Here is a 25,315-nt window from a genome sequence, read left to right as displayed (position 1 = left end):
GCGTGACCTTCGTCTCCCCAAAAATGTGATCGTCGCCATACACTCTAAGAGTGTATCGCCGGCGGCAGCCCGGCAAATTGGCTCCTTCCCCTTGACCGATTGCAAAAGCACGGCCATGTGAGCGACGAAAAGAGTGGGATTTCGTCGCGCGTCGCGGAGTTTCTTCCGCCGCCTCACAGCTGATATGAGAGCTCATGGACGTCGTCGTCGTCGAATCGCCGGCCAAGGCGAAGACAATCAACAAATATCTGGGCAAGAACTATAAGGTCCTGGCCTCGTTCGGTCATGTCCGCGATCTGCCGGCCAAGGACGGCTCGGTGCGCCCCGACGAGGACTTCGCCATGTCCTGGTCGGTCGACACCGCCTCCGGCAAGCGCCTCGCCGACATCGCCAAGGCGGTCAAGGACGCCGACGGGCTGATCCTCGCCACCGACCCGGATCGCGAGGGCGAAGCGATTTCTTGGCATGTGCTGGAAGTGCTGCGGCAGAAGCGCGCGCTGAAGGACAAGCCGGTCAGCCGCGTCGTCTTCAACGCCATCACCAAGGCTTCCGTGATGGAGGCCATGGCCAATCCGCGCCAGATCGATGCGCCGCTGGTCGACGCCTATCTCGCCCGCCGCGCGCTCGACTATCTCGTCGGCTTCACGCTCTCGCCCGTGCTCTGGCGCAAGCTGCCGGGCGCCCGTTCAGCGGGGCGCGTGCAGTCGGTGGCGCTGCGCCTCGTCTGCGATCGCGAATCCGAGATCGAGCGCTTCATCCGCGAGGAATACTGGCAGATCGCCGCCATCCTCGACACGCCGCGCAACGACAGCTTCGAGGCGCGGCTGATCGCCTATGCCGGAAAGAAGCTGCAGAAGCTCGACATCGCCAACAAGGCGCAGGCCGACGACATCAAGGCGATGCTGGAAGGCGCTGCCTTCAAGGCGCTCTCGGTCGAAGCCAAGCCCACTAGGCGTAATCCCGGCCCGCCCTTCACCACCTCGACGCTGCAGCAGGCAGCCTCCTCGCGGCTCGGCTTCTCGGCCAACCGCACCATGCAGGTCGCGCAGAAGCTCTATGAAGGCATGGATGTCGGCGGCGAGACCGCCGGCCTCATCACCTATATGCGAACCGACGGCGTGCAGATGGCGCCGGAGGCGATCGCCGCCGCGCGCGATGCCATCGTGAGCGAGTTCGGCGCAAAGTACCTGCCGGAAAATCCGCGCTATTACTCGGTCAAGGCCAAGAACGCCCAGGAAGCGCATGAGGCGATCCGCCCGACCGATTTCAAGCGCACGCCGGCATCGGTGCGGCAATATCTCGATGCCGACCAGGCGCGCCTCTATGAGTTGATCTGGAAGCGCGCCATCGCCAGCCAGATGCAGCCGGCCGAGATCGAGCGCACCACGGTCGAGATCGAAGCTGTCAACGGCGCCCGCACCGCCGAGCTTCGCGCGGTCGGCTCGGTCGTCCGCTTCGATGGTTTCATCGCCGCCTATACCGACCAGAAGGACGAGGACGCCGAGGACGAGGAAAGCCGCCGCCTGCCCGAGATCCGAGCCGGTGAGCAGCTTGCCCGCCAGGCGATCAACGCCACCCAGCACACGACCGAGCCGCCGCCGCGCTATTCCGAGGCGACGCTGATCAAGAAGCTGGAAGAGCTCGGCATCGGCAGGCCGTCGACCTACACGGCGATCCTGAAGACGCTGGAGGACCGCGACTACGTCGCTATCGACCGGCGCAAGCTGGTGCCGCAGGCGAAGGGCCGGCTGCTCTCGGCCTTCCTCGAAAGCTTCTTCGAGCGCTATGTCGAATATGACTTCACCGCTTCGCTCGAGGAGAAGCTCGACGAGATCTCCGACGGCAAGCTTGCCTGGAAGGACGTGCTGCGCGACTTCTGGAAGGATTTTTCGGGCGCCGTCGACGACATCAAGGAGTTGCGCGTCTCCGATGTGCTGGAAGCGCTCAACGACGATCTGGCGCCGCTGGTGTTCCCCGCCCGCGAAGACGGCTCGAACCCGCGCATCTGCCCGAAATGCGGCACCGGCAACCTGTCGCTGAAGCTCGGCAAGTTCGGCGCCTTCGTCGGCTGCTCGAACTATCCGGAGTGCTCCTACACCCGCCAGCTCGGCGACGCCGCCAATCCCAATGGCGAGAACGGCAATGGCGAGGACGGCGTCAAGCTGCTCGGCAAGGACCCGTATACGGCCGAGGAGATCACTCTGCGCAGCGGCCGTTTCGGCCCCTATATCCAGCGCGGCGAAGGCAAGGACGCCAAGCGCTCAAGCCTGCCCAAGGGCTGGACGGCCGACTCGATCGACCATGAGAAGGCGATCGCGCTGCTGTCGCTGCCGCGCGACGTGGGCAAGCATCCGGAGACCGGCAAGATGATCTCCGCCGGCCTTGGGCGCTACGGGCCCTTCGTGTTGCACGACGGCACTTACGCAAATCTCGAAAGCATCGAGGACGTATTCTCGATCGGCTTGAACCGCGCCGTCTCGGTGATCGCCGAGAAGCAGCAGAAGGGCAAGGCCGGCCGCAACGGCACCACGCCGGCTGCGTTGAAGGAACTGGGCGACCATCCCGACGGCGGCGGCAAGATCGTGGTGCGTGACGGCCGCTACGGACCCTATGTCAATTACGGCAAGATCAATGCGACGTTGCCCAAGGGCAAGGATCCGCAGTCGGTGACGATGGAAGAGGCGATCGCCCTGATTGCCGAGAAGGAAGCCAAGGGCGGAGGCGGCAAGAAGCCGTTCCGCAGGGCGGCGAAGAAAGGATAGTAGGACGTGGCGCGCAGGATCTCCGGAAGAAGCCACGGCGATCCGCGCAGCGCCGACACGAGGGCCAAGGTTGTCAAGGACGACTACCGGCCATCGCGCGACGAAATCCTGCGCTACATCGCCGAGAATCCCGATTGCTCCGGAAAACGCGAGATCGCCAAGGCCTTCGCGCTGCGCGGCCAGGACCGCATCTGGCTGAAGGACCTTTTGCGTGACCTGCAGGATGACGGCCTGCTGACCAGGAACCGCAAGCGGCTCACCCGCGCCGGCGCCCTGCCCCATGTCGCGGTGCTCGACATTGTCGGCCGCGATGCCGACGGCGTGCTGCTGGCCAATCCGAGCGAATATACCGGCCCCGGCTCGCCGCCCGTCATCGCCATCCGCGTTTCGCGTGGTGCCACAGGCCCTATCCCCGGCACAGGCGACCGCGTGCTCGCCAAGACCTTCCCGACCGACGACCCATCCGGGCCTGCTTACACCGGACGGGTGATGAAGATCTTCAAGAAGCGCAGCGAAGCCGTGCTCGGCGTCTTCCGCGTGCTGAAGGACGGCAGCTTCCGCATCGAGCCGGTGGAGCGGCGCCAGCCCGAGCTGGTCGTCGACAAGGAATTCCAGAACGGCGCCAAGAACGGCGACCTGGTCGAGGTCGAGCCGGCGCGCGCCTCGCGCTATGGCCTGCCGCACGCCAAGGTGCTGGCGGTGCTGGGCTCGCTGACCAGCGAGAAGGCGGTCTCGATGATCGCCATCCACGCCCACGATATCCCGCATTTCTTTCCGGCCGATGTGACCGCCGAGGCCGACGCCATGAAGCCGGCGGCGCTTGCCGGCCGCGAGGACTGGCGCGATCTGCCGCTGATCACCATCGATCCCGCCGATGCCAAGGACCATGACGACGCCGTCTTCGCCACGCCCGACACCGACGCGAAGAACCCCGGCGGCGTTATCGCCACTGTGGCGATCGCCGATGTCGCCGCCTATGTCCGCTACGGCACGCCGCTCGACCGCGAGGCGCTGAAGCGCGGCAACTCCGTCTATTTCCCGGACCGCGTCGTGCCGATGCTGCCCGAGCGCATCTCCAACGATCTCTGCTCGCTGCGCGAAGGCGAGGACCGCCCCGCGATCGCCGTGCGCATGACCTTTTCGGCGGAAGGCCGCAAGCTCAGGCACTCCTTCCACCGCATTATGATGAAGTCAGCGGCCAAGCTTGCCTACACACAGGCGCAGGCCGCGATTGATGGCACACCGGACGACAAGACCGGGCCGATCCTCGACAGCGTTCTGAAGCCTCTGTGGGATGCCTATGCGGTGCTGAAGCGCGGCCGCGACAGTCGCCAGCCGCTGGAGCTCGAATTGCCGGAGCGCAAGATCCTGCTCAAGGACGACGGCACCGTCGACCGGGTCGTGGTGCCGGAACGCCTCGACGCCCACAAGCTGATCGAGGAATTCATGATCCAGGCCAATGTCGCGGCCGCGGAGACGCTTGAAGGCAAGAAGGAACCGCTGGTCTACCGCATCCATGATGCGCCGTCGCTGGTGAAGCAGGAATCGCTGCGCGAGTTCCTGCACACGCTCGGCCTGTCGCTGGCGCGTGGCGCGCAGATGCGGCCCGGGCAGTTCAACGGCATTCTGGAGCGCGTGCGCGGCGCCGACAACGAGGCGCTGGTCAACGAGGTGGTGCTGCGATCGCAGAGCCAGGCCGAGTATTCGCCGAAGAACATCGGCCATTTCGGCCTTAACCTCAGGCGCTATGCGCATTTCACCTCACCGATCCGCCGCTATGCGGATCTCATCGTGCATCGCGGACTGATTGCCGCGCTCGGCCTCGGTCCCGGCGGCCTGACGCAGCAGGAGGCCGATCGGCTGGAGGAAGTCGGGGCACTGATCTCGGCCACGGAACGCCGCGCCATGGCCGCTGAACGCGACACGGTCGACCGGCTGATCGCCGCCTATCTTGCCGAGCGCATCAACGACACCTTCGACGCGCGCATCTCCGGCGTCACCAAGGCGGGACTCTTTGTCCAATTGCCGCGATACGGCGCGGATGGTTTCATCCCGGTGTCGAGCCTTGACGGCGATTACTATATCTACGACGAAACCGCTCGCTCGCTGTTTGGAGAACGCACCGGCAAAGGCTATCAGCTTGCCGACCGCGTCGAGGTGCGGCTGCTCGAGGTCGCGCCGATGGCCGGAGCGATGCGTTTCGAGATGCTGAGCGACCCGAAGCCGCTGCCAGGCTCGCGACGGTCGTTCCACAAGGCCAAGGGCCGCGCCCGCGCATCGCAGTCGCGCTCCGGGCCGCGCGGCAGGAGAAGATGATGCCAAAGGGCATGGAAAAACAGGTTTTCGGCGGCGAGCATCATTCGGGCCGCGTCGCGCGTCCGCTGTGGACGGCAATCAAGCGCGGCCTCCTCGGCCGCTGCCCGCATTGCGGCGAAGGCAAGCTGTTTTACGCCTTCACCAAGACGGTCGAGAAATGCAGTGTCTGCGGCGAGGAGCTTCATCACCATCGCGCCGACGACCTTCCCGCCTATCTGGTGATCGTCATCGTCGGCCACATCGTGGTCGGCGCCTTCATGACCGTGGAGGCGACCTCGACGCTCACGCTGTGGCAGCACGCGCTTATCTGGGTGCCGCTGACCTTTAGCCTGGCCGTCGCGCTGCTGCAGCCGGTCAAGGGTGCTGTCATCGGCCTGCAATGGGCACTCTATATGCACGGCTTCGGCGGTGAGAAGGACGAGTTTGAGCCGCATTCGGGGGCTTAAGCAGCGGCTCTGCGCTTGATTGAAAACGCCAGTCCCCTCCAAGCGTTTGTTTCCACGCAATTGCGGACAGAAAACCGCTGCGCACTTTCCTGTCATTGCTCAAGCCGCGGCGTTTCGTCCGGCCTGGGACAAAGACCCAAACACGCAAGCCACTTTCACATTCGAGGAGTTTCCGCTAGGTCGAGCGCATGGAAGGAATGACCAAGGCGGATGTCGATAAACTCGATAAAGGCTTGGCCGTGCGCGGCGGCAAAGCGCTTCGTCCGCGCGACGCCGCAACCTTGATCCTGCTTGACCGCAGCGGCAGGGACGTTGTGGTGCTGATGGGCCGGCGCCATGCCGGCCATGCCTTCATGCCGGGAAAATTCGTCTTCCCCGGCGGCCGCACCGACCCAGCCGACAGCCGCATTCCGGTGGCCGCCCCTCTGCACGCCAAGGAAGAGGAACGGCTTGCCAGCGGCCCTGGCCGCGCGAGCACTGCCCGGGCGCGCGCCATCGCCTTGTCGGCGATCCGCGAGACTTACGAGGAAGCCGGCCTGCTGATCGGCCGCAAGGCCCCGTTCGCGACCGCCAAGCCCGACTGGCAGGGTTTCGTCGAACATGGCGTGACGCCGTCGCTGGATGCCCTGCGTTTCATTGCCCGCGCCATCACGCCGCCCAACCGCGTGCGCCGCTTCGACACGCGCTTCTTCAGCGCCTGGCGCGATGATGTCGCCGTCGAATTGCCGCAGGGCGGCCCGACCAACGAGCTGGAAGAACTTGTCTGGCTCCCGCTCGCGGAAGCCCGCAGGGCCGATATTCCCGACATTACCCGCATGATCCTGGAAGAACTGGAAAAACGGCTCGCCCACGATCCCTTGCTGCGTCCGGGCGGCGCAGTGCCGTTCTTCCGGCTCGTCCGAAACCGCTTCGTCCGCGAAGTCCTTTAGAAACAGAGCATCCATATCCCATGACGGTCGATACCCAGCAAAAGGGCGACGAACGCGTACACTGGCTGCCGATGATTGCGGCGATCTCCTCGATCAGCGTCGTCGGCATCGCCATCGGCCTCGGCATGCCGCTGCTCAGCGTCATCCTCGAAACGCGCGGCCACTCCGCCTCGATGATCGGCCTCAACACGGCGGTCGCCGGCCTTGCCTCGATCGCCGGCGCGCCGCTCGCCACGCCGCTCGCCATGCGGCTTGGCGTCGCCTGGACCATGCTTTTGATGATCGCGGTCGGCGCGCTCGCCTTCGTCGGCTTCCATTTCGCGCCGGATTTCTGGATGTGGTTTCCGCTGCGCGTCGCGCTGCACATCTCGCTGACGGTGCTCTTCATTCTCTCGGAATTCTGGATCAGCACGTCGGCGCCGCCGCATCGCCGCGGCCTGGTGCTCGGCATCTACGCCACGGTGCTATCGCTAGGCTTCGCCGCAGGACCCTGGCTGTTCGCCCATCTGGGCAGCTCAGGCTTCCTGCCGTTCGGCGTCACCATCGCGCTGGTGACGCTCGCCGCCATTCCGGTGATCGCGGCGCGCAACGAGAGCCCGACGATCGTCGCCGATGGCGAAACCAGCCACTTCCTGCGCTATGTCTGGATGGTGCCGACCGCGACCTTCGCCGTGCTGGTGTTCGGCGCGGTCGAGACCGGAGGCTTCTCGCTTTTCCCGGTCTATGGCAGCCGCATCGGCTATTCGGAGGCAGACGCGGCGCTGCTGCTCACCATGATCGGCCTTGGCAACGTGCTCCTGCAGATCCCGATCGGCATGATCAGCGACCGCGTTTCCGACCGCCGCCACCTGCTTTTGGCCTGCGCCACGGTCGGGCTCGCCGGCACCGCCTTCATGCCGCTCTTCGCGCAGAACTGGCATCTGATGGCGGCGCTGCTCTTCGTGTGGGGCGGCGTCGTCGCCGCCATGTACACGATCGGCCTCGCCCATCTCGGCTCGCAGCTTTCCGGCCATGAGCTCGCCTCCGCCAACGCCGCCTTTGTGCTCTGCTACGGCGTCGGCATGGTGATCGGCCCGCAGGCGATCGGCATCGGCATGGATGCGTTCGGCCCCTCGGGCTTCGGCTGGTCGCTCGCCCTCTTCTTTGCCGCCTACATGCTGCTGGTCTGCGTCAGGCTGGTGCGAAAGATTCTCTAAAGCATGTCTCCCGAAAGTGGGAACCGGTTTCGGGATAAAGACATGCGTAAAATCAAAAACCTAAAGCGCATGGAGCGAATCTGAAAGATCGCGACGCGCTTTAGACACAAGTCGCCGGGGCATCGACCTATCCTGACATCACCGTGTCAGCAGCACCTCTGCTATACCCTCGCTCCAACGCAGGAAGAGTGAGGACCGTATCAGATGATCGACAGCGGCTTTGAAACCAGATCCCTCAGGATGGAACTGCTTCTGCTTGTCACCTTCCAGGCGCCGGCGGCTGATGTCGAGCGCATCATGGAGGCGGTGGTGGCGATTACGCCGCTGCGCATGGGCAAGTACGACGGCAACGCCTATCAGTCGGCGCAAGGCATCGAGCGCTACCGGCCGCTCGAAGGGGCCGCCGCGGGCGCCGAGATCGAATTGCGCCGGCGGCCGGGCACTGTCGAGGTGTCGTTCGAGCTGCCCGACGACCAGGCGCTCGCCGCGCGTGTCGTCGAGGCGATATTCCAGGCCCACTCCTACCAGGAGCCGGTCATCCGCATCCAGCCGCTGCTGACCAGCCGCTCCAAGGGCCTCGACGACCGCGCCAATCCGAACCGCTGGTGGAACACGACCGGCGACTGGAAGACTGTCGATCAGGATCGGCTCGGCAAGGTGCCACGGGCGGAAACGGTCGCGGCCGAGTGACGCCGGAGCGCGGTAGCGTTTGAATTCACTGTCGGAGGAGGCCTGCTATGAATGACGAGGCAGACCGCAGGCCGGCGCACGATCCCCAGGATCTGGCGCGGCTATTGGTTTCTCGCCAGCAGGCGGGAGATGCGGAAGCAATGGCGGCTCTTTACGAACCCGGTGCCATCCTCGATATCGGCGGTGGACAGCTGGCCCGCGGCAGGGAGGCCATCCACGATTTCTACGCCAAGCTGGCTGCAACGAGGCAAAAGTTTGAGCTTGGAGATCAGCGTCCGGCAATCGTCAAGGGGGAATTGGCGCTGACCTCGACGCGCCTTCACGATGGCACGGTGACTGTGGAAATTGCCCGCCGGCAGGGCGACGGAACATGGCTTTGGGCGATCGACCAACCGTCCATCCTTCCGTGAGCGGTGGCTCAGCGCACCGAAACCCGAGACGATCCCCGGAGCCTCACGGGCTTGACTTTCCGGGCGCGTTCTTTATGTGTCGCGCCAAGTTTCCCGCGTCCGGGTGTTTTCCCGTGCTCCAGCGGCCAAAACTCCACGAACATTAACGGACGAACATCATGGCCAAAGCCGCAAACATCAAGATCAAGCTTCTGTCGACCGCCGACACCGGTTTCTTCTACGTGACCAGCAAGAACAGCCGCACCAAGACGGACAAGCTGTCGTTCCGCAAGTACGACCCGGTCGCCAAGAAGCACGTCGAGTTCAAGGAAACCAAGATCAAGTAATCTGGTTTGTCCTGAAATGCCGAAACGCCGCCCACCGGGCGGCGTTTTTGTTTGGCAGGTATTTTCGAGTCGCGGCAAGCCAAGCATGGACCGCTGGCTTGGTCCCCTACTTCCCTTGCAGGAAATCCATGAACGGCGGGAAAGTGAGGAGCAGACCGACGAGGAGGAGCGCAAAAGCAGCGATATTGACCCTGCTCATCGCCACTGCCTTGTTCCCCCAACGACGGCCGAGGATAAACCACGCTACCAGCCAGACAATGATGGCCACGGTCGTCACGCCGGAGAGAGCTCCTGACGGCTTGTAGAAGGTCAGCAAACCGTTGATCGCCTTCGATGCGTCGCCGGCGAGAGCGAGGATGCCGATAGCGGCGCAACCGATGCCTGCGGCGAGAATGGCCGCCGCGCCCGGGCCATTAGGTATGGTTTCGGGGATCTTTTCACCGGTTTGACTTTGGCCGACGACCGGCTTCTGCGAGATGGTCATGGCTGTTCTCCTTCCGGCTGCGCGGCCGGTGGCTGCACTCCAGGTGTTTGGGCTGGTGTCTGGGCACCCTCCGGCTCCTCTCCTTGTATCAGCACGATCGATTGGCCGCCGCGGACGGGAGCGTATTTATTGAGGAACGCGCCCAGTGCGCCGGCTGCGCCCGTCGCGAAGAAGGCCGCGACCGCAAAAGCCAAGACCGAGATGCGCATGTTCCGGTGCTGAATGATCGTTCGTCCGTACTTCATGGTGACATAGGCCACCATGGTCATTGCGATCGGCGCCAGCCAGGCGACATGCTCCTTCCATTCCATGCCGAGAGAATGCCACTCGGATGTTCTCGGGCTCGACAGCAGAAGGCTCCGCGGATAGTTCGAAAGATCGGTCACCCCGGCCGGCGGAACGGCGCGATACCATGGATAGACGCTGTAGGCGCCAGAAAACACCGTGAGCCAGGAAAGAACCACCATCGAAACAAGCCAGAAGTTGAGCAGCGACTGTTCCCTTCTGCTCATTGGCGGCGCCCCTGGGGCCGACATTCTGTAGAGACCGGCAATGGCACCGGAAAATGCGAGCATGAAAAGGGCGCCGAAGCCCATTCCATGAAGCACCGTCATTAGATCGCGAGTGGTGATTTCCATCGAAAATCTCCTTCCCTTTACCCCTTTCGTTTTTTGTTCCTGGCTGCTCATTATAGATCGACAGGCTCCACCTCTCTTGACGTCGATCAAAAAATTAGCCGGCTTGCAGAAGCTTGAACTTCCCCTGTCGCCCGCATCAACTGCGACTGGGCTCTACGCCACGCTGTGAGTGGTCCGATATCAGCGGGATGCCCGGTTTGAGGCTGCCCTCGGCTCCCACGGGCCGAAATGCCTGCTTAGCGGCGACCAGGCAGGTTCCGGCGCCACATTACGGTCGATCCGGTCGCGCAATTCTTCACAACACTCGTCGACAACGACGCGTTGGTTCAAGTCTCCGAAAGCCCGGGAAACCGGAGATGGCTGGAGCCTGATGTCTTCTTTTTGGAAATTCGGGGGCCGGTCGGCGGATGGCAGCGGTACGAGGAGGCCACTATGTGCCAGCGCCGGCCGGCCGACCCCACGGACCCAGGAGATGCGGCGGACCTGAGCATCATGGGGTATTTTTTCGGATCGAGCCGGGCAGTCTACCCTCGTGCCGGCTTCGTCTTCGGTCTATGCGACGCAGATTTGCGCAAGAACGTATGAAAATCAACCATTTCTTAACCACGGCTCGCGAATCGCTTGGGTTAAGGTAAATTCGTAACCCTGTCGGATGACCGGATATTAGCGGCCCCTGCAATGCATGCCGCTCAAAAGTGTGTGGCGGTTTTGGGAAACCGACATGCACAAATCAAAAGACCTAACGCATGTCGCCCAAAAGTGCGCAGCGGTTTTGGGAGAACGACTTCGTGAATACAAAACCTGAAGCGCGTCGCCTAAATCCGCTTCAGCGCGACGCGCTTCAAGCGGCCTTGGCGACGACCCGGTTGCGGCCGCCGCTCTTTGCCTCGTAGAGCGCAAGGTCGGTGCGCTTCATCAGCGCAGCGACCGTATCGGCTCCCTTCAGCACCGACGACACGCCGACGCTGACCGTCACCTCGATCATCTTGCCGTCGGTCCCGATCGCAAAAGGCACCTGCGCGATCTCGGCGCGGATGCGCTCGGCCACCTTCTCGGCAATCGGCCCATCGGTGTCCGGCATGACCACGACGAATTCCTCGCCGCCGAACCGGCAGGCGAGATCGATGCCCCGCACATTCTTGCGCAGCCGCCTCGCGAACTCGCGCAGCACGTCGTCGCCGCCGTCATGGCCGTGCGTGTCGTTGATCGACTTGAAGCGGTCGAGATCGGTGATCATCACCGACAGCGGCCGCCGCCGCGCCACGGCGCGGTCGAACAGCGTCTGCAGGTGGCTGTCGAGGTAGCGGCGGTTATGCAGTCCGGTCAGCCCGTCGGTCACCGCCATTTCGATGGTCTGGGTGACGCTGGCGCGCAGCTGGTCGTTGTAGCGCTTGCGCCGCACCTGCGTGCGCAGGCGCGCCGTCAGCTCGTGCTGATCGATCGGGCGCGTCAGATAGTCGTTGATGCCGAGTTCGAGGCCACGGATGATGCGGCCCTCCTCGCCCTCATCGGCCAGCAGGATGATCGGCAGGAAGCGGGTCCGGTCGAGCGAGCGCAGCTGCGAGCAGAGTCTCAGCGCATCGAAGTCGGCAAAGGCCGTCGAGATCAGCACGCACTCATAGGCTGTTTCGGCGGCCTGGAAGAAGCCGGCATTCGGATCGGTGGCGACGTCGAGCTCGGCGCTGCCGCGCAGCATCTTCTGGATGCGCTCGATCGACGACTTGCGCTCGTCGATCAGAAGCACCTTGGGCTTGGTGTCCTCAGTCGCGAAGTTGCGGCTCAAAAGCTCCTCGATGCCGATATTGCGCGTGGTCGAGGCGCGCAGGCGCAACTCGTCGGTCAGCGACTTCAGCCTGACCAGGCTCTTCACCCGCGTCATCAGTTGCAGGTCGTTGACCGGCTTGGTGAGGAAATCGTCGGCGCCGGCCTCGAGACCGCGCACCCGGTCCGACACCTGGTCGAGCGCGGTGATCATGACCACCGGAATGTGCGAAGTCGCCGGGTCGCTCTTCAGCCGCTTGCAGACCTCGAACCCGTCCATGCCCGGCATCATCACGTCGAGCAGCACGACATCGACCTTGCCGTTTTCGCAGGTCTCGATCGCGTCCGGGCCGTTGCCGGCCGTCAGCACTTCGAAATATTCGGCGAGCAGCCGGACCTCCAGCAGCCGCACATTGGCGGGGATGTCATCGACGACGAGGATCCGCGCGGTCATCTCAAAGGCTCCGGCTCGGCATCAGGCATCGCCCAGATAGGATTTGATCGTCTCGATGAAGCGCGGCACCGAGATCGGCTTGGAAATATAGGCCTCGCAGCCGCCCTGGCGGATGCGCTCCTCGTCGCCCTTCATCGCGAAGGCGGTGACGGCGATGACCGGGATCGAATGCAATTCGTCGTCTTCCTTCAGCCATTTGGTCACTTCCAGGCCCGAAACCTCGGGCAACTGGATGTCCATGAGGATCAGGTCCGGCCGATGCTGGCGCGCAAGGTCCAGCGCTTCCAGACCGTTGCGCGTGCGAACCGTCTCGTAACCACTGGCTTCGATGAGGTCCCGAAAGAGCTTCATGTTGAGCTCATTGTCCTCGACGATCATGACCTTCTTAGCCATCAAATTCCCGTCCCGACGTCCCCGGAACCGAAGACCGCCGTCATGCGTCCTTGCCGGATCGCACCCAACCCGCATGTACCTTACGTCAATATGATTGACGAAACACAAACCGGCCGTTGGAAAAGCGCACCGATTCCACTTGCGGGTGCAGAGGCTGAAGCGGCTGAGACTTGCCGCAGGCGACGCTTGCCATTACTTCGGAAGGAAGACTCAAAAAATCCACATCGGCAAAGGTAGCGATGGCGAACGCAGCGTCAATGCGCGAGGAGGCGGAAACCCTTGCCGTCAGGGCGCTGGGCTTCATCGCCGGCGATCCGGAACTGTTGCCACGTTTCCTGGCGATCACCGGCATCGAGGCGAACTCGATCCGCAAGGCGGCGCAGGAGCCGGGCTTCCTCGGCGGGGTGCTGCAGTTCATCCTCGCCCACGAGCCGACGCTTCTGCGTTTCGCGGAGGAGACCGGCACACCGCCCGCCGCCGTCGGCAAGGCCTTGCGGGCGCTGCCGCTCGGCAATGACGATCACGAGCGCTCGACATGAGCGACGATCCGGAGACCGCGCGCCAGATCGAGGAGCTTGCCGCTGACGACCGGCCGCTCCTGGTGCTGGACGTGGACGATGTCGTGCTCGAGTTCATCCGGCCCTTCCCGCTCTACCTGATATCGCGCGGCTTCGGGCTGACGCTCGCCTCCTTCCGTCTCACCGGCAACATCGCCGAAACGGAATCCGGTCGATTGATCGAGCAGGCCGAGGTGACCGCGCTTCTGGGAGACTTCTTCGACGCGCAGGCCGACTGGCAAGACGTCATCGACGGCGCCGCGGAAGCGCTGGCTTCGCTGGGCGAGCGCGCCGAGATCGTGCTCTTGACCGCCATGCCGCACAAACATCGCGTCGTGCGCCGGGCGCATCTCGACGCGCTCGGCCTGAGCTACCCGCTGCTCACCACGGAAATGGCGAAGGGACCGGCCATCGCCAAGCTGCGCGGCGCCAAAGGCAGGCCGGTCGCCTTCGTCGATGACCAGCCCTCCAACCTGCTGTCGGCACGTAATTCGGTTGCTGACGCGCATCTCTTCCACCTGATGGCCGACAACGCGCTGCGCGCCTTCCTGCCGCCGACGCCGGACGACATCATCGCCGTGAACGATTGGCCCGAAGCCGCGCCTAAGATCGCCAGCGCGCTCGGTCTCTAAAGTGGCCCTGCGCTAAGGCTGCAGCTTCGCTCCGGCGCCGCCATTGTCATCCTGGCCGGAGCCGTCATCTTGGTCCGCGCCGTCATCCTGACCCGAGCCGGAGTCCTGGCCGGCGCCATCGTTCTGAACTGCATCAGCCGGCTTCAGCATGGCGCCGTTGACCGTGACCGAACCGTCGGCCTTGGCATCGATGACCCATTCCAGCCGGCCGTCCGGCAACGCCTTGCCAAAACCTTTGACGGCGAGTGCGAAGGGGAAAGCCTGCGCCATTTGCTCGTCGCTCTTGGCGCCCTCCTGCAGGGCCTGCACGATCTTGTCATAGCCCGCGACATCGACGGTCATGGTCGCATCCGGCTTCTTGCCCGGGAACGTCATCTCGCCTTCCATCGCGACCTCGATATCGCCATTCTTCACCGTGCTGTGTCCGAGGACAAATTTGGGCGTCTTGGCCAGGAAGTCGGCGACCAGAGCGTCGCCGAACTCATCCGACAGCGGCGGATTCTTATTGAGATCAAAGGCTTCGATCGCCTTCTTCGCCATGGTGTCGAGATCGATATTGGCGCCGCCGAAATTCAGGTCGACATCCGTAGGCAGCAGCGCGATGCTCCAGCCGGGCAGCGTCTGCTGCGGGATCGTCAGGCCGGAGGCCTTGATGGCGTAATCGACCTTGCCGTTCTGGGAGACGCCGTCCATGCCGAATGCGGTGCTGAACTGCTTGGCTCCGAATTTGCCGACAGGGCTCTCCACCTCGAAATCCTTGAAGCCGTAGGTGCCGTCGATCCTTTCCCAGATGGGCAGCGCGGCCAGCATGAGCGATTTGAGCTCCGCCTGGTTCGCCTTGAGCTTGGCTTCGTCCTCATTGGCCACGGCAAAGGCGAGCAGGTCGAGCAGCGGCTTTGTCCGCACGCCCTTGCCGTTCGCATCCACCGACAGTTCCGGCGTTCTCAGCGTGATCGGAAAATTCATTCCGTTGTTGGGATCGTCGATCTTGATCGTCTCGGCGAAGCTCGAGACTTTTTGCGCCGCTTTGAAGTCGACGCCGCCATTGGCCGACTTGGTGGCGGCAATGGTCGCGGTGCCGGCGCCGGTGGTGAGGTCCGCCTGCTGCTTGGCTTCCCGCGATGTCATCGTCATGCCGCCGATCGAGCTGGCGCCGCTGGTGAAGGCGGCGAGAATCGGATCGTAGACGGCGGTGCCCTTGCCGTCCTTGACCGCGAGCTGCATGCTTTGCAGGCCTTCCGGTCCGTTGAATTCGAAAGACATGCTCTGGGAGAAATCCGACGCGACGTCCCAGGATCCATCGCTGCGCGGCTTCACCATCAAGGCATAAGGCGCAAGGTCGAATTTCAACGGCTTCTGGTCCGGCAGGGCGTTGACCAGTGCCTTGATGTCGAGCGCGATCTTATAGGCGTCGCCTTCGACCGAGACCTTGAGCACGCCCTTGTCGAAAGCCTGCTTGCCGAAATAGCGCGCCAGATTGTCGGAAAGCTGCTTCGCGCCCTGGCTATCGACCGTCTGGGCCAAGACAGGCGCGCTGAATGCAAGAACTGCAACAACTGGCAAAACACGCTTCACGTCGGTTCTCCGTTCTCGGAAGGCGAAATCGTTTCGTGCTTCTGGTAGGAAAGAAGCGTTACAGCCGCAAGACGGCGACTGTACGCCAAAAGCCCGCGCCGCTAAAGCACCAGCCGCATCAGCGGCCGGCCGGGCTTGCGTTCCACAAGCCTCTCGAACCCTGCCTTCTCGAACACGCGCGATGAGCCGACGAACAGTCCGATCGAGCGCGAATCGCGCGACAGATCGATCGGGCAGGCCTCCAGCAGCCTGGCGCCATTCTCGCGCGCGAACGCTATGCCGCCATCGACGAGGCGGTGCGTAATCCCCCTGCCCCGCGCCTTGGCGCGGATGAAGAAACAGGAGATCGCCCAGACAGTCGGATCGCCGGCATCGGCAGGATCGACCGGTGCCGAACCCCTGCCCTGGTTGTTCCATTCGGGCACGTCGGCGCGCGGACCGATCTGCATCCAGCCGACGGCCCTGTCCTCCTCGAAAGCCAGAAGCCCCGGCGGCGGGCCGGCTTCGATGCGGGCCTTGATGTGATCCTTGTTGTGCTCGCGGTCGCTCGCGCGGCGCTCCGCCGGCGTCAGCCGGAAATGCGTGCACCAGCAGCCGTAACAGGCGCCTTGCTTGCCAAAAAGATCCTCGAAATCGGTCCAGCGCTCAGGGGTCAGCGGTACTATGGTCGTGCTCATGCGTTCTCCCCAGGCCAAGCTTGTTGCCGGCCCTGCACTGTCGTACCATTGCGTTTGTTCTCTTTATGTTCGCAGCGATGGCGGCTCCTGTCAACAATCCCGAACACGGTTTTTGCCGCGACTGCCTCGCCCTGCAGCGCAGCGAGACGCGCCGCTGCGAGCGCTGCGGCAGCCCCCGCCTTGCCCGCCACCCGGAACTCTACCGGCTGCACATCGCCCATATCGACTGCGACGCTTTCTACGCCGCGATCGAAAAGCGCGACAATCCGGCGCTGAAGGACAAGCCGGTGATCGTCGGCGGCGGCAGGCGCGGCGTCGTCTCCACCGCCTGCTACATCGCCCGCATCCAGGGTGTGCGTTCGGCCATGCCGATGTTCAAGGCGCTCGAAGCCTGCCCGGACGCCGTGGTGATTCCTCCCAACATGGAAAAATACGTCCGGGTCGGCCGCGAGGTGCGCGCGCTGATGCAGGCGCTGACGCCGCTGGTCGAACCGCTGTCGATCGACGAGGCCTTTCTCGATCTCGCCGGCACCGAGCGGCTGCATGGCATGCCGCCGGCGCTTGTGCTGGCGCGCTTCGCGCAAACCGTCGAAAAGGAACTCGGCATCACCGTTTCGGCCGGCCTCTCCTATTGCAAATTCCTCGCCAAGATCGCGTCGGACTTCCGCAAGCCGCGCGGCTTCTCGGTCATCGGCGAGGCGGAAGCGCCGAGCTTCCTCGCCGGACAGCCGGTGACGCTGATCTGGGGCGTCGGCAAGGCGCTGGCCGCGACGCTGGAACGCGACGGCGTCCGCACCATCGCCCAGCTGCAGCGTATGGAGCGCGGCGAGCTGATGCGCCGCTATGGCGTGATGGGCGACCGGCTCTACCGGCTTTCGCGCGGCGAGGACGACCGCCGCGTCGACCCCGACGGTGACGCCAAGAGCGTGTCGGCCGAAACCACCTTCGACAACGATATCGCCGCCCTGGCGGAGTTGGTGCCGGTGCTGCGCGGCCTTTCGGAGAAAGTCTCGGCACGGCTGAAGAAATCCGGCATTGCCGGGCGCACCGTGGTGCTGAAGCTGAAGACGCAGGATTTCAAGCTCCGCACCCGCAACCGCCAGCTTGGCGACCCGACACGGCTGGCCGACCGCATCTTCCAGACCGGGCTCGACCTGCTGCGCCGCGAGGCGGACGGCACGAAATTCCGCCTGCTCGGCATAGGCGTCAGCGATCTCTGCGATGACGAGAAGGCCGATCCGCCCGATCTCGTCGACCTCCAGTCGAGGAAGCGCGCGTTGGCCGAGGGTGCGATCGACGCGCTGCGCGACAAGTTCGGCAAGAAGGCTGTCGAAACCGGCTATACATTCGGCAAAGGCCGGGCCGCCAATCCGCCCGAGCCGATCGAGGATTAAGATCGGCCGATATTTGCAGCTCCATCAGCTGCGCCGCAGATCGATCCGGCTTGTCACCATTGTTTTGCCGGTTTCCGGATCGGTATCGGTCACCGTCAGCCGCATGCCGTCGCTGCTGGTCTTCTCGACGGTCAATCGCGCCTTACGATCGCCGTTGACCAACTTTGCCCAACGGATGCCGAGATTGAGTGCATTGCCCGAACGGCTGCCGTTCAATTGCGCCGGCCCGGTGCGCGAGCCGATATAGACACCGCTGTAGCCCCTGCCGGTGGCCTTCAGATCGGCGCTGATTTCGCGCGTCATCAGGACAAGCCCCCGGCATTCGCCGTCCAGCGACAGCGATGTCGCAGTGGCGCCTGACTTGAAGGTGCAGGAGATATTCACCGTCGGCGCGTTCGCACTCACCTTGAGGGTGCCATTGCCGGCGAAGCTGCCCTGGAACGAGCGCAGGAAATCGGCATCGTCGGCACGCGCATTCACCGCGGTCATCAGTCCGCCGGCGAGCAAAAGCAGCATCATCGATTTCATCGGAAGTCCCCTCCAGCATCGGAAGTGCCAAGGCTGTGAATATGACGACTCGAACGCCTGCAAGGGCCGCAGGTTCCGCTCTGAAGGTGACTGTTTTTTAACACCGCGCGGGCTGGCCCAGTCGAATGCTGCGACTACAGATTGCGGTCGAAAGCCCGGTTTGCGAAATAGCGGTCATGGCACCCGCTCCCTCTATCCCCAAGGCCGCGTTCTGGATGGCGATGTCGATCGCCTCCTTCCTGGGGATGTCGATTGCCGGCCGTGAAACGACGGCCGAGCTCAACGTCTTCCAGGTGCTGGAACTGCGCTCGGTGATCGGTTTCTTGATCCTTTTGCCGCTGGTGATGACCAACGGCGGCTTCGCGGCGATGCGCACGAAGCGTCCGCTTGCCCATGTCGCACGCAATGTCATCCACTACACCGGGCAGGCGGCGTGGCTCTATGCGCTGACGCTGATCCCGCTCGCGGTGCTGATCTCGATCGAATTCACGACGCCGATCTGGACCGCCATCCTGGCCGTCAGCTTCCTCGGCGAGAGACTTTCGAAAGCACGACTGACTGCGATCGCGCTCGGCTTGATCGGCGTGGTGATCATCGTGCGCCCCAGCGCCGGCTCGATGGATCCCGGCCAACTTATCGTCCTTGGTGCCGCCGTCTGCTTCGGCATCTCGATGGTCCTGGTAAAATCGATGACCCGCACCGAAAGCGTCGTGCGCATCATTTTCTGGATGCTGATCATCCAGTCGGCGGCCGGCCTCATTCCGGCTCTCTACGAGTGGCGCAATCCATCGCTCGCGCTCTGGCCGTGGATCGTCGTTATCGCCTTCACCGGCATGTCGTCGCATTTCTGCCTGGCGCGAGCGCTCGCTTATGCCGACGCCACGATCATCTCGCCGATGGACTTCCTTCGAGTGCCGCTATCGGCGCTGGTCGGCTGGCTGCTCTATCGCGAACAGATCGATGTCTTCACCGCCGGCGGCGCCATGCTGATCCTGATGGGTAACCTGCTCAATCTGCAGAGGAAGGCGCCTCAGGCCGCGGAAGCAGAGGCGGCGGTTTCCTGAGCTAGACCAGTTCCACTTCCACCACGCCGGGCACCGCGCGCATCGCCGAGGCGACCTGCGGCGAGATGCGGTAGCGGTTGGGCAGTTCGATCTCCACCTCCCCCTGCCCGGCTTCCTTGATCAGCACGAAACTGACCTGCCCCTCGCCCTTCACGGCAAGCTGGTTGGCAAGGATGTTGATCGGCTGGGCGTCGCGCACGAAGATGCGCAGCGCCTTCTGGATGCGGCTCGCCTCATCCTCCAGCGACTGTACGGTCTGGATGCGCAGATTGATGCCCTCCGGCCGGTCTTCCGCCGAAACCGTGATCACGACAGAGCGGCCAGGCTCCAGCATGTCGCGATATTGCGCCAGGCCTTCGGAGAACAGCACCGCCTCATACTGGCCCGTCGTGTCGGAAAACTGCACGACGCCCATCTTGTTGCCGGTGCGGGTCTTGCGTTCCTGCTTGGTGGTGACCGTGCCGGCGAGCCGGCCGGCCGCGGCCCCGCGCTTCACGGCGGCCGAGAACTCCGCCCAGTTCTGCACCCGCATCTTCTGCAGGGCAGTCTTGTATTCGTCGAGCGGATGCGCCGAAAGGTAGAAGCCGACGACCTGGAATTCACGATGCAGCCGGTCGGCGGCAAGCCACGAATCGGTCGCCGGCAGGTTGAGCGCCTGCGACTGGCTCCCAAGCGAAGCGCCGAAAATGTCGGCCTGGCCGGAGATGGCATTCTGCTGCGCCAGCGATGCCAGCCCCATCATGCGCTCCACTCCGGCCAACATCTGGGCACGATCGTGGCCGAAGCAATCCAGCGCGCCGGCCATGATCAGGCTTTCGAAGACACGCTTGCCGACGATCTTCGGATCGACCCGCTCGCAGAAATCGGCCAGGCTCTTGAACGGCTTCTCGCCGCGCTTCTCGACGATGTGCTCGACCGCCGCGTCGCCGACGCCTTTTAGCGCCGCCAGCGAATAGAAGATCTTATTCTCGCCGACTTCGAAGGGACGGAAACTGGTCATCACCGAAGGCGCCACCACCTCGATGCCGAGACGCATCGCATCCTGCCGGAAATCGGCCAATTTGTCGGTGTTGCCCATGTCGAGCGTCATCGACGCCGCCAGGAACTCGACGGGATAATGCGCCTTGAGATAGGCGGTCTGATAGGACACCACCGCATAGGCGGCCGCGTGCGACTTGTTGAAGCCGTAGTCGGCGAACTTCGCCAGGAGGTCGAAGATGAAGTCGGCCTGTGGTTTGCCGACGCCGCGCTCGACCGCGCCGGAGACGAAGCGCTCGCGCTGCTTGTCCATCTCGGCGCGGATCTTCTTGCCCATGGCGCGGCGCAGGAGATCGGCTTCGCCGAGCGAATAGCCGGACAGCTCCTGTGCGATCTGCATCACCTGTTCCTGGTAGACGATGACGCCCTGCGTCTCCTTCACCAGATGGTCGATCTTGGGGTGGATCGAGGCCATCTCCTCCTCGCCATGCTTTCTGGCGTTGTAGGTCGGGATGTTTTCCATCGGGCCTGGGCGATAGAGCGCGACCAGCGCGATGATGTCCTCGATGCAGTCCGGTCGCATGCCGATCAGCGCCTTGCGCATGCCCGCACTTTCAACCTGGAACACGCCGACCACCTCGCCGCGCGACAGCATCGAATAGGTGTCCCTGTCGTCCAGCGGAATGCGGGCAAGGTCGATGTCGACGCCGCGCCGGCGGATGAGCTTCACCGCCGTCTCAAGCACCGTCAGCGTCTTCAGGCCGAGGAAGTCGAATTTAACCAGCCCCGCCTGCTCGACATATTTCATGTTGAACTGGGTGACCGGCATGTCCGAGCGCGGATCGCGGTACATCGGCACCAGCTCCGACAGCGGCCGGTCGCCGATGACGATGCCGGCGGCATGCGTGGAGGCATGGCGATAGAGGCCTTCGAGCTTCTGCGCCGTGTCGAGCAGAGTCTGCACGATCGGCTCCTTCTCCGCCTCCTCGGCGAAGCGCGGCTCGTTGGCGATGGCATCCGCCAGCTTGACCGGATTGGCCGGATTCTGCGGCACCATCTTGGAGAGCTTGTCGACCTGGCCGTAAGGCATCTGCAGCACGCGGCCGACGTCGCGCAGCACGGCGCGCGCCTGCAGCGTTCCGAAGGTGATGATCTGACCGACCTGGTCGCGGCCGTATTTCTGCTGGACGTAGCGGATGACCTCCTCGCGCCGGTCCTGGCAGAAGTCGATGTCGAAGTCGGGCATCGAGACGCGATCGGGATTGAGGAAGCGCTCGAACAGCAGCGAGAAGCGCAGCGGGTCGATGTCGGTGATGGTGGTGGAATAGGCGACCAGCGAGCCGGCGCCCGAACCGCGCCCGGGCCCGACCGGAATGCCTTGCGACTTGGCCCATTTGATGAAGTCGGCGACGATCAGGAAGTAGCCGGGGAACTTCATCTTCTCGATGATGCCGAGCTCGAATTCGAGCCGCTCGCGATATTGCTCGACCGTATAGCCGGGCGTCGGCCCGTGCTTTGCCAGCCGCGCTTCCAGACCTTCGCGTGCCTGACGGGCAAGCTCGGCGGCCTCCGCCTTCTCGGCCGCATCCTTGTCGGCGGCGTCGGCGCCGGTGAAGCGCGGCAGGATCGGGCTGCGGTTCTTTGGATAGTAGGAGCAGCGCATCGCGATCTCGACCGTGTTGTCGATCGCTTCCGGCAGATCCGAGAACAGCCGCGCCATCTCGGCCTGGCCGCGCAGGAAATTGTCCGGCGAAAGCCGGCGGCGATTGTCGGCGGCGACCACCGAGCCTTCGGCAATGGCGATCAGCGCGTCATGCGCCTCGTAATCCTCGCGCTTGGAGAAGAAGGCCTCGTTGGTGGCCACCAGCGGCAGTTCGTGGGTGTAGGCGAGGTCGACGGTCGACTTCTCGACCATGCGGTCATAGCCCTGGACGCGCTCCAATTCGACATAAAGCCGGTCGCCGAACAGGGTTTTGAGAAAGAGCAGCCGCTGCTCGGCGAGGTCGCGGCGGTCCGCCTTGAGCGCGCTGCCGATCGGGCCGCGCGGGCCGCCTGTCAGGCAGATCATGCCACCGCAATGGCTTTCCAGCATCGCGCTGGTCATATGCACCGGCTCGCCCGGGGGCGTGTCCAGATAGACCCGGCTGATCAGCCGGACCAGATTGGCGTAGCCGCCCTCGCTGGCGGCGATCAGCGCGACCGGCGACATCTCCGGCCCATGCCGGCGGCGGTCGCGCTGGGCCTCGGCCGCTTCGCCGGCAAAGGTGAGATCGATCTGGCAGCCGATGATCGGTTGGATGCCGTCCTTGACCGCCTTCTGGGCGAATTCAAGCGCGCCGAACAGATTGCTGGTGTCGGTCACAGCGATGGCCGGCGCTTCGTCCTTGACCGCGTGGCCGATGATGGCGCCGAGCTGCAGGGCGCCCTCGAGCAGCGAATAGGCCGAATGCACGCGCAGATGGATGAAGGTCCGCGCCGGCGCCTCCGGCTGCGCCGCCTTCACCGCTGCTTCGCGCTGCAACGGGTCGCGTGGAAGTCGTTCATCCGCCATGGGGCTCGTGTCGCTCGAAAGGACTCAACATTCGGGTGAGATGTATTGTCCGCAAGCGCGTGATGCGAGTCCAGCGATTGCCTGTGCACAGATCAGGCGAACTCCATGATCACCGCGTCGACCGCCAGGCTGTCGCCGGGCTTGGCGTTAAGCTTCGCCACGATCAGGTCGCGCTCGGCGCGCAGCACGTTTTCCATCTTCATCGCCTCGACCACGGCCAGCGTCTCGCCGGCCTTGACCTCCTGCCCCTCCGCGACGGCGATCGACACGACGAGGCCGGGCATCGGGCAGAGCAGCATTTTCGAGGTGTCCGGCGGCAGCTTCTCCGGCATCAGCCTTTCAAGCTCCGCCGTACGCGGCAGCATGGCTTGAGCCGTCACGGACATCCCTCTCCAGGCGATGCGAAGACCGTTCAGTACCGGTCGGACCTGCGCCGCTATTCCTTGGCCGCCGACCGTGCCATGCCAGATTGCGTCACCCGGCCGCCAACCGGAGGCGACGGTCAGCGGCTTGCCGCCATCGATCGACAGATCGATCTCCGTCGGAATGGAGACCATGCCGTCGACGATGCCGGCCAAAAGATAGTCGGTGCCGATCTTCACCACCCAGTCGCGCTTGAGATGGCCGGAATGCGGCGCCAGCCGCCCGCCGAGGCGATCGAGCCGATCCCGGCGCAGCAGCTCGATCGCGGTGGCGATCGCGGCAAACACTGCCTTTTCCTCGCCGTCCGGCTCGACCGGCGAAAAGCCCTGCGGATATTCCTCGGCGATGAAGCCGGTCGAAAGCCGCCCCTCGCGCCAGCGCGGATGCTGCATCAGCGCCGCCAGGAACGGGATGTTATGCTCGATGCCGTCGACGACGAAGCTGTCGAGGGCCTCCGACATGGCGTCTATGGCCGCCAGCCGGTTCGGCGCCCAGGTGCAGAGCTTTGCCACCATCGGGTCGTAGAACATCGAGATTTCGGAGCCTTCGGCGACGCCGGTGTCGTTGCGGATCACGACATCGCCGAACGTCCCTTCTTCCGGCGGCCGGTAGCGCGTCAGCCTGCCGATCGACGGCAGGAAATTGCGGAAAGGGTCCTCGGCGTAGAGGCGGCTTTCCACCGCCCAGCCGTTCAGCTTCACCTCGCTCTGCCTGATGCCGAGCTTCTCGCCGGCGGCAATACGGATCATCTGCTCGACCAGGTCGACGCCGGTGACGAGTTCCGTCACCGGATGCTCGACCTGCAATCTCGTATTCATTTCAAGGAAATAGAAGTTCTTGTCCTTGTCGACGATGAACTCGACGGTGCCGGCGCTCTGGTAGTCGACGGCTTTGGCCAGCGCCACCGCCTGCTCGCCCATGGCCTTGCGCGTCTTGGCGTCGAGGAACGGCGACGGCGCCTCCTCGACCACCTTCTGGTTGCGGCGCTGGATCGAGCACTCGCGCTCGCCGAGATAGATCGCATTGCCATGCGCGTCGGCCAGCACCTGGATCTCGATATGGCGCGGGTCAACGACGAATTTCTCGATGAAGACCCTGTCGTCGCCGAAGGAGCTTTTCGCTTCCGAGCGCGCGCGCTCGAAGCCGTCGCGCACTTCCGTCTCGCTCCAGGCGATGCGCATGCCCTTGCCGCCGCCGCCGGCCGAGGCTTTCAGCATGACCGGGTAACCGATCTCGCCGGCGATCCTTTCGGCATGGTCGGCGTTCTCGATGACGCCCAGCCAGCCGGGCACCGTCGAGACTTTCGCCTGGCTCGCGAATTTCTTCGATTCGATCTTGTCGCCCATCGCGCGGATCGCCTTGGGCTTGGGTCCGATGAAGACGATGCCTTCCTTCTCCAACGCCTCGCAGAAGGAGGCGCGCTCGGACTGGAAGCCGTAGCCGGGATGCACCGCCTCGGCGCCGGTCTCCTTGCAGGCGGCAATGATCTTCTCAGGCAGGAGATAGCTCTGCGCGGCCGGCGACGGCCCGATATGCACGGCCTCGTCGGCCAGTTCGACATGCACGGCATCGCGATCGGCGTCCGAAAAGACCGCCACCGTGGCAATCCCCATCTTGCGCGCCGTCTTGATCACGCGACAGGCGATCTCGCCACGATTGGCGATCAGGATCTTCTTGAACATTCGGACGTCGTTCCTCCGGCGAAGCCGTCCAGTTCTATGGACAATCCCGCCGTGTCTCAAGTGGCCGGCGGCGCATGCGCGCTTTGCGCCTGTTGCGAATACGGCGCCGAAAAACGTCGCAAGGAAAGTTGGCCATCTTCAAAGAACTCGGTAAGGTGACCATGGGCTTACACAAACGGCGGGCAGCCAGCGATCTCGCATCGTATGGCAAAGCTGGCGGCTTGCCGGAACCTGAAACTTGTCGACTGCCTTGGGAGGAATGCCTCATGAAAACGCGAGCCGCAGTAGCCGTTGGTGCCGGAAAGCCGCTGGAGATCATGGAGGTGGACCTCGAAGGCCCGCGCGAGGGCGAGGTGCTGGTCGAGGTCAAGGCGACCGGCATCTGCCATACCGATGAGTTCACTTTGTCGGGCGCCGATCCGGAGGGCATCTTTCCGGCGATTCTGGGC

General features: G+C 64.0%; 21 protein-coding genes and 1 pseudogene. 13 read left to right on the top strand and 9 right to left on the bottom strand.

What is annotated here, in order from left to right; translation table 11 throughout:
- Nucleotides 1-194 precede the first annotated feature (194 nt).
- The 8 genes from topA (at nt 195) to rpmG (ending at nt 9,075) form a co-directional block, all read left to right on the top strand.
- Nucleotides 195-2,762 carry a type I DNA topoisomerase gene (gene topA / locus RFN28_RS27480; protein WP_320290278.1) on the top strand — a complete coding sequence of 856 codons (2,568 nt, stop codon included), beginning with the start codon at nt 195-197 and terminating at the stop codon, nt 2,760-2,762.
- A 6-nt stretch (nt 2,763-2,768) separates the two neighbouring features.
- Nucleotides 2,769-5,078, top strand: a complete 2,310-nt coding sequence (gene rnr, locus RFN28_RS27475; RefSeq protein ID WP_320290277.1) for a ribonuclease R — start codon at nt 2,769-2,771, stop codon at nt 5,076-5,078.
- A complete protein-coding gene (locus tag RFN28_RS27470) occupies nt 5,078-5,524 on the top strand; it encodes a DUF983 domain-containing protein (RefSeq protein ID WP_320290276.1) in 447 nt (148 codons plus the stop codon). The genes rnr and RFN28_RS27470 overlap by 1 nt, the downstream gene beginning before the upstream one ends.
- Nucleotides 5,525-5,712: 188 nt before the next feature.
- Nucleotides 5,713-6,453, top strand: a complete 741-nt coding sequence (locus tag RFN28_RS27465) for an NUDIX hydrolase (protein ID WP_320290275.1) — start codon at nt 5,713-5,715, stop codon at nt 6,451-6,453.
- Nucleotides 6,454-6,473: 20 nt separating this feature from the next.
- Nucleotides 6,474-7,649, top strand: coding sequence for an MFS transporter (locus RFN28_RS27460; protein ID WP_320290274.1), 1,176 nt, complete (start codon nt 6,474-6,476; stop codon nt 7,647-7,649).
- Nucleotides 7,650-7,853: 204 nt separating this feature from the next.
- A complete protein-coding gene (locus tag RFN28_RS27455; RefSeq protein WP_320290273.1) occupies nt 7,854-8,339 on the top strand; it encodes a YqfO family protein in 486 nt (161 codons plus the stop codon).
- Between the two features lie 47 nt (nt 8,340-8,386).
- Nucleotides 8,387-8,749, top strand: coding sequence for a YybH family protein (locus RFN28_RS27450; protein WP_320290272.1), 363 nt, complete (start codon nt 8,387-8,389; stop codon nt 8,747-8,749).
- A gap of 158 nt (nt 8,750-8,907) precedes the next feature.
- Entirely contained in the window at nt 8,908-9,075 is a 168-nt protein-coding gene (gene rpmG / locus RFN28_RS27445) for a 50S ribosomal protein L33 (RefSeq protein WP_006201775.1), read from the top strand.
- A 106-nt stretch (nt 9,076-9,181) separates the two neighbouring features.
- Here rpmG and RFN28_RS27440 read toward each other — a convergent pair whose 3' ends face one another.
- The 4 genes from RFN28_RS27440 to RFN28_RS27425 all read right to left on the bottom strand — a co-directional run bounded on the left by RFN28_RS27440 (nt 9,182) and on the right by RFN28_RS27425 (nt 12,805).
- Entirely contained in the window at nt 9,182-9,559 is a 378-nt protein-coding gene (locus tag RFN28_RS27440) for a hypothetical protein (RefSeq protein WP_320290271.1), read from the bottom strand.
- Complete coding sequence (locus tag RFN28_RS27435; protein WP_320290270.1) at nt 9,556-10,197, bottom strand: hypothetical protein; 642 nt, start codon at nt 10,195-10,197, stop codon at nt 9,556-9,558. Before RFN28_RS27435 ends, RFN28_RS27440 begins: the two co-directional genes overlap by 4 nt.
- An 841-nt stretch (nt 10,198-11,038) precedes the next feature.
- Complete coding sequence (locus RFN28_RS27430) at nt 11,039-12,412, bottom strand: PleD family two-component system response regulator (protein WP_320290269.1); 1,374 nt, start codon at nt 12,410-12,412, stop codon at nt 11,039-11,041.
- Between the two features lie 21 nt (nt 12,413-12,433).
- Nucleotides 12,434-12,805 (bottom strand): response regulator, encoded by a 372-nt coding sequence (locus RFN28_RS27425; protein WP_027166515.1) that lies wholly within the window; start codon nt 12,803-12,805, stop codon nt 12,434-12,436.
- A 239-nt stretch (nt 12,806-13,044) separates the two neighbouring features.
- Between RFN28_RS27425 and RFN28_RS27420 the strand changes: the two genes are divergently transcribed.
- Nucleotides 13,045-13,344 carry a DUF3572 domain-containing protein gene (locus RFN28_RS27420; protein ID WP_320290268.1) on the top strand — a complete coding sequence of 100 codons (300 nt, stop codon included), beginning with the start codon at nt 13,045-13,047 and terminating at the stop codon, nt 13,342-13,344.
- A complete protein-coding gene (locus RFN28_RS27415; RefSeq protein ID WP_320290267.1) occupies nt 13,341-13,994 on the top strand; it encodes a hypothetical protein in 654 nt (217 codons plus the stop codon). Before RFN28_RS27420 ends, RFN28_RS27415 begins: the two co-directional genes overlap by 4 nt.
- Nucleotides 13,995-14,006: 12 nt before the next feature.
- Here the strand turns inward: RFN28_RS27415 and RFN28_RS27410 are convergent, their stop codons facing one another.
- Both RFN28_RS27410 and RFN28_RS27405 read right to left on the bottom strand, forming a co-directional pair.
- Complete coding sequence (locus RFN28_RS27410) at nt 14,007-15,569, bottom strand: hypothetical protein (RefSeq protein WP_320290266.1); 1,563 nt, start codon at nt 15,567-15,569, stop codon at nt 14,007-14,009.
- 101 nt (nt 15,570-15,670) lie between these two features.
- A complete protein-coding gene (locus RFN28_RS27405) occupies nt 15,671-16,246 on the bottom strand; it encodes a GNAT family N-acetyltransferase (protein ID WP_320290265.1) in 576 nt (191 codons plus the stop codon).
- Nucleotides 16,247-16,311: 65 nt separating this feature from the next.
- On the opposite strand from RFN28_RS27405, the gene RFN28_RS27400 reads away from it, so the two are divergent.
- Nucleotides 16,312-17,640 (top strand): DNA polymerase IV, encoded by a 1,329-nt coding sequence (locus RFN28_RS27400; RefSeq protein WP_320290264.1) that lies wholly within the window; start codon nt 16,312-16,314, stop codon nt 17,638-17,640.
- 24 nt (nt 17,641-17,664) lie between these two features.
- On the opposite strand, the gene RFN28_RS27395 is transcribed toward RFN28_RS27400, so the two are convergent.
- Nucleotides 17,665-18,168 (bottom strand): hypothetical protein, encoded by a 504-nt coding sequence (locus tag RFN28_RS27395; RefSeq protein WP_320290263.1) that lies wholly within the window; start codon nt 18,166-18,168, stop codon nt 17,665-17,667.
- A 176-nt stretch (nt 18,169-18,344) separates the two neighbouring features.
- Here RFN28_RS27395 and RFN28_RS27390 point away from each other — a divergent pair, with 176 nt between their 5' ends.
- Nucleotides 18,345-19,232 carry a DMT family transporter gene (locus RFN28_RS27390; RefSeq protein WP_320290262.1) on the top strand — a complete coding sequence of 296 codons (888 nt, stop codon included), beginning with the start codon at nt 18,345-18,347 and terminating at the stop codon, nt 19,230-19,232.
- A 1-nt stretch (nt 19,233) separates the two neighbouring features.
- Here RFN28_RS27390 and dnaE read toward each other — a convergent pair whose 3' ends face one another.
- Together dnaE and RFN28_RS27380 are read right to left on the bottom strand one after the other, a co-directional pair.
- Nucleotides 19,234-22,761, bottom strand: coding sequence for a DNA polymerase III subunit alpha (gene dnaE, locus RFN28_RS27385; protein WP_320290261.1), 3,528 nt, complete (start codon nt 22,759-22,761; stop codon nt 19,234-19,236).
- Between the two features lie 92 nt (nt 22,762-22,853).
- A complete protein-coding gene (locus RFN28_RS27380; RefSeq protein ID WP_320290260.1) occupies nt 22,854-24,866 on the bottom strand; it encodes an acetyl-CoA carboxylase biotin carboxylase subunit in 2,013 nt (670 codons plus the stop codon).
- Between the two features lie 266 nt (nt 24,867-25,132).
- Here RFN28_RS27380 and RFN28_RS27375 point away from each other — a divergent pair.
- A pseudogene (locus RFN28_RS27375) lies at nt 25,133-25,315 on the top strand (alcohol dehydrogenase catalytic domain-containing protein); the annotation flags it as partial.

It is taken from the genome of Mesorhizobium album (assembly GCF_033977205.1).
Taxonomy (GTDB): domain Bacteria; phylum Pseudomonadota; class Alphaproteobacteria; order Rhizobiales; family Rhizobiaceae; genus Mesorhizobium; species Mesorhizobium album.
Note: the sequence above shows the minus strand (reverse complement) of the source record. Positions and strands in the feature narration are given on the sequence as shown.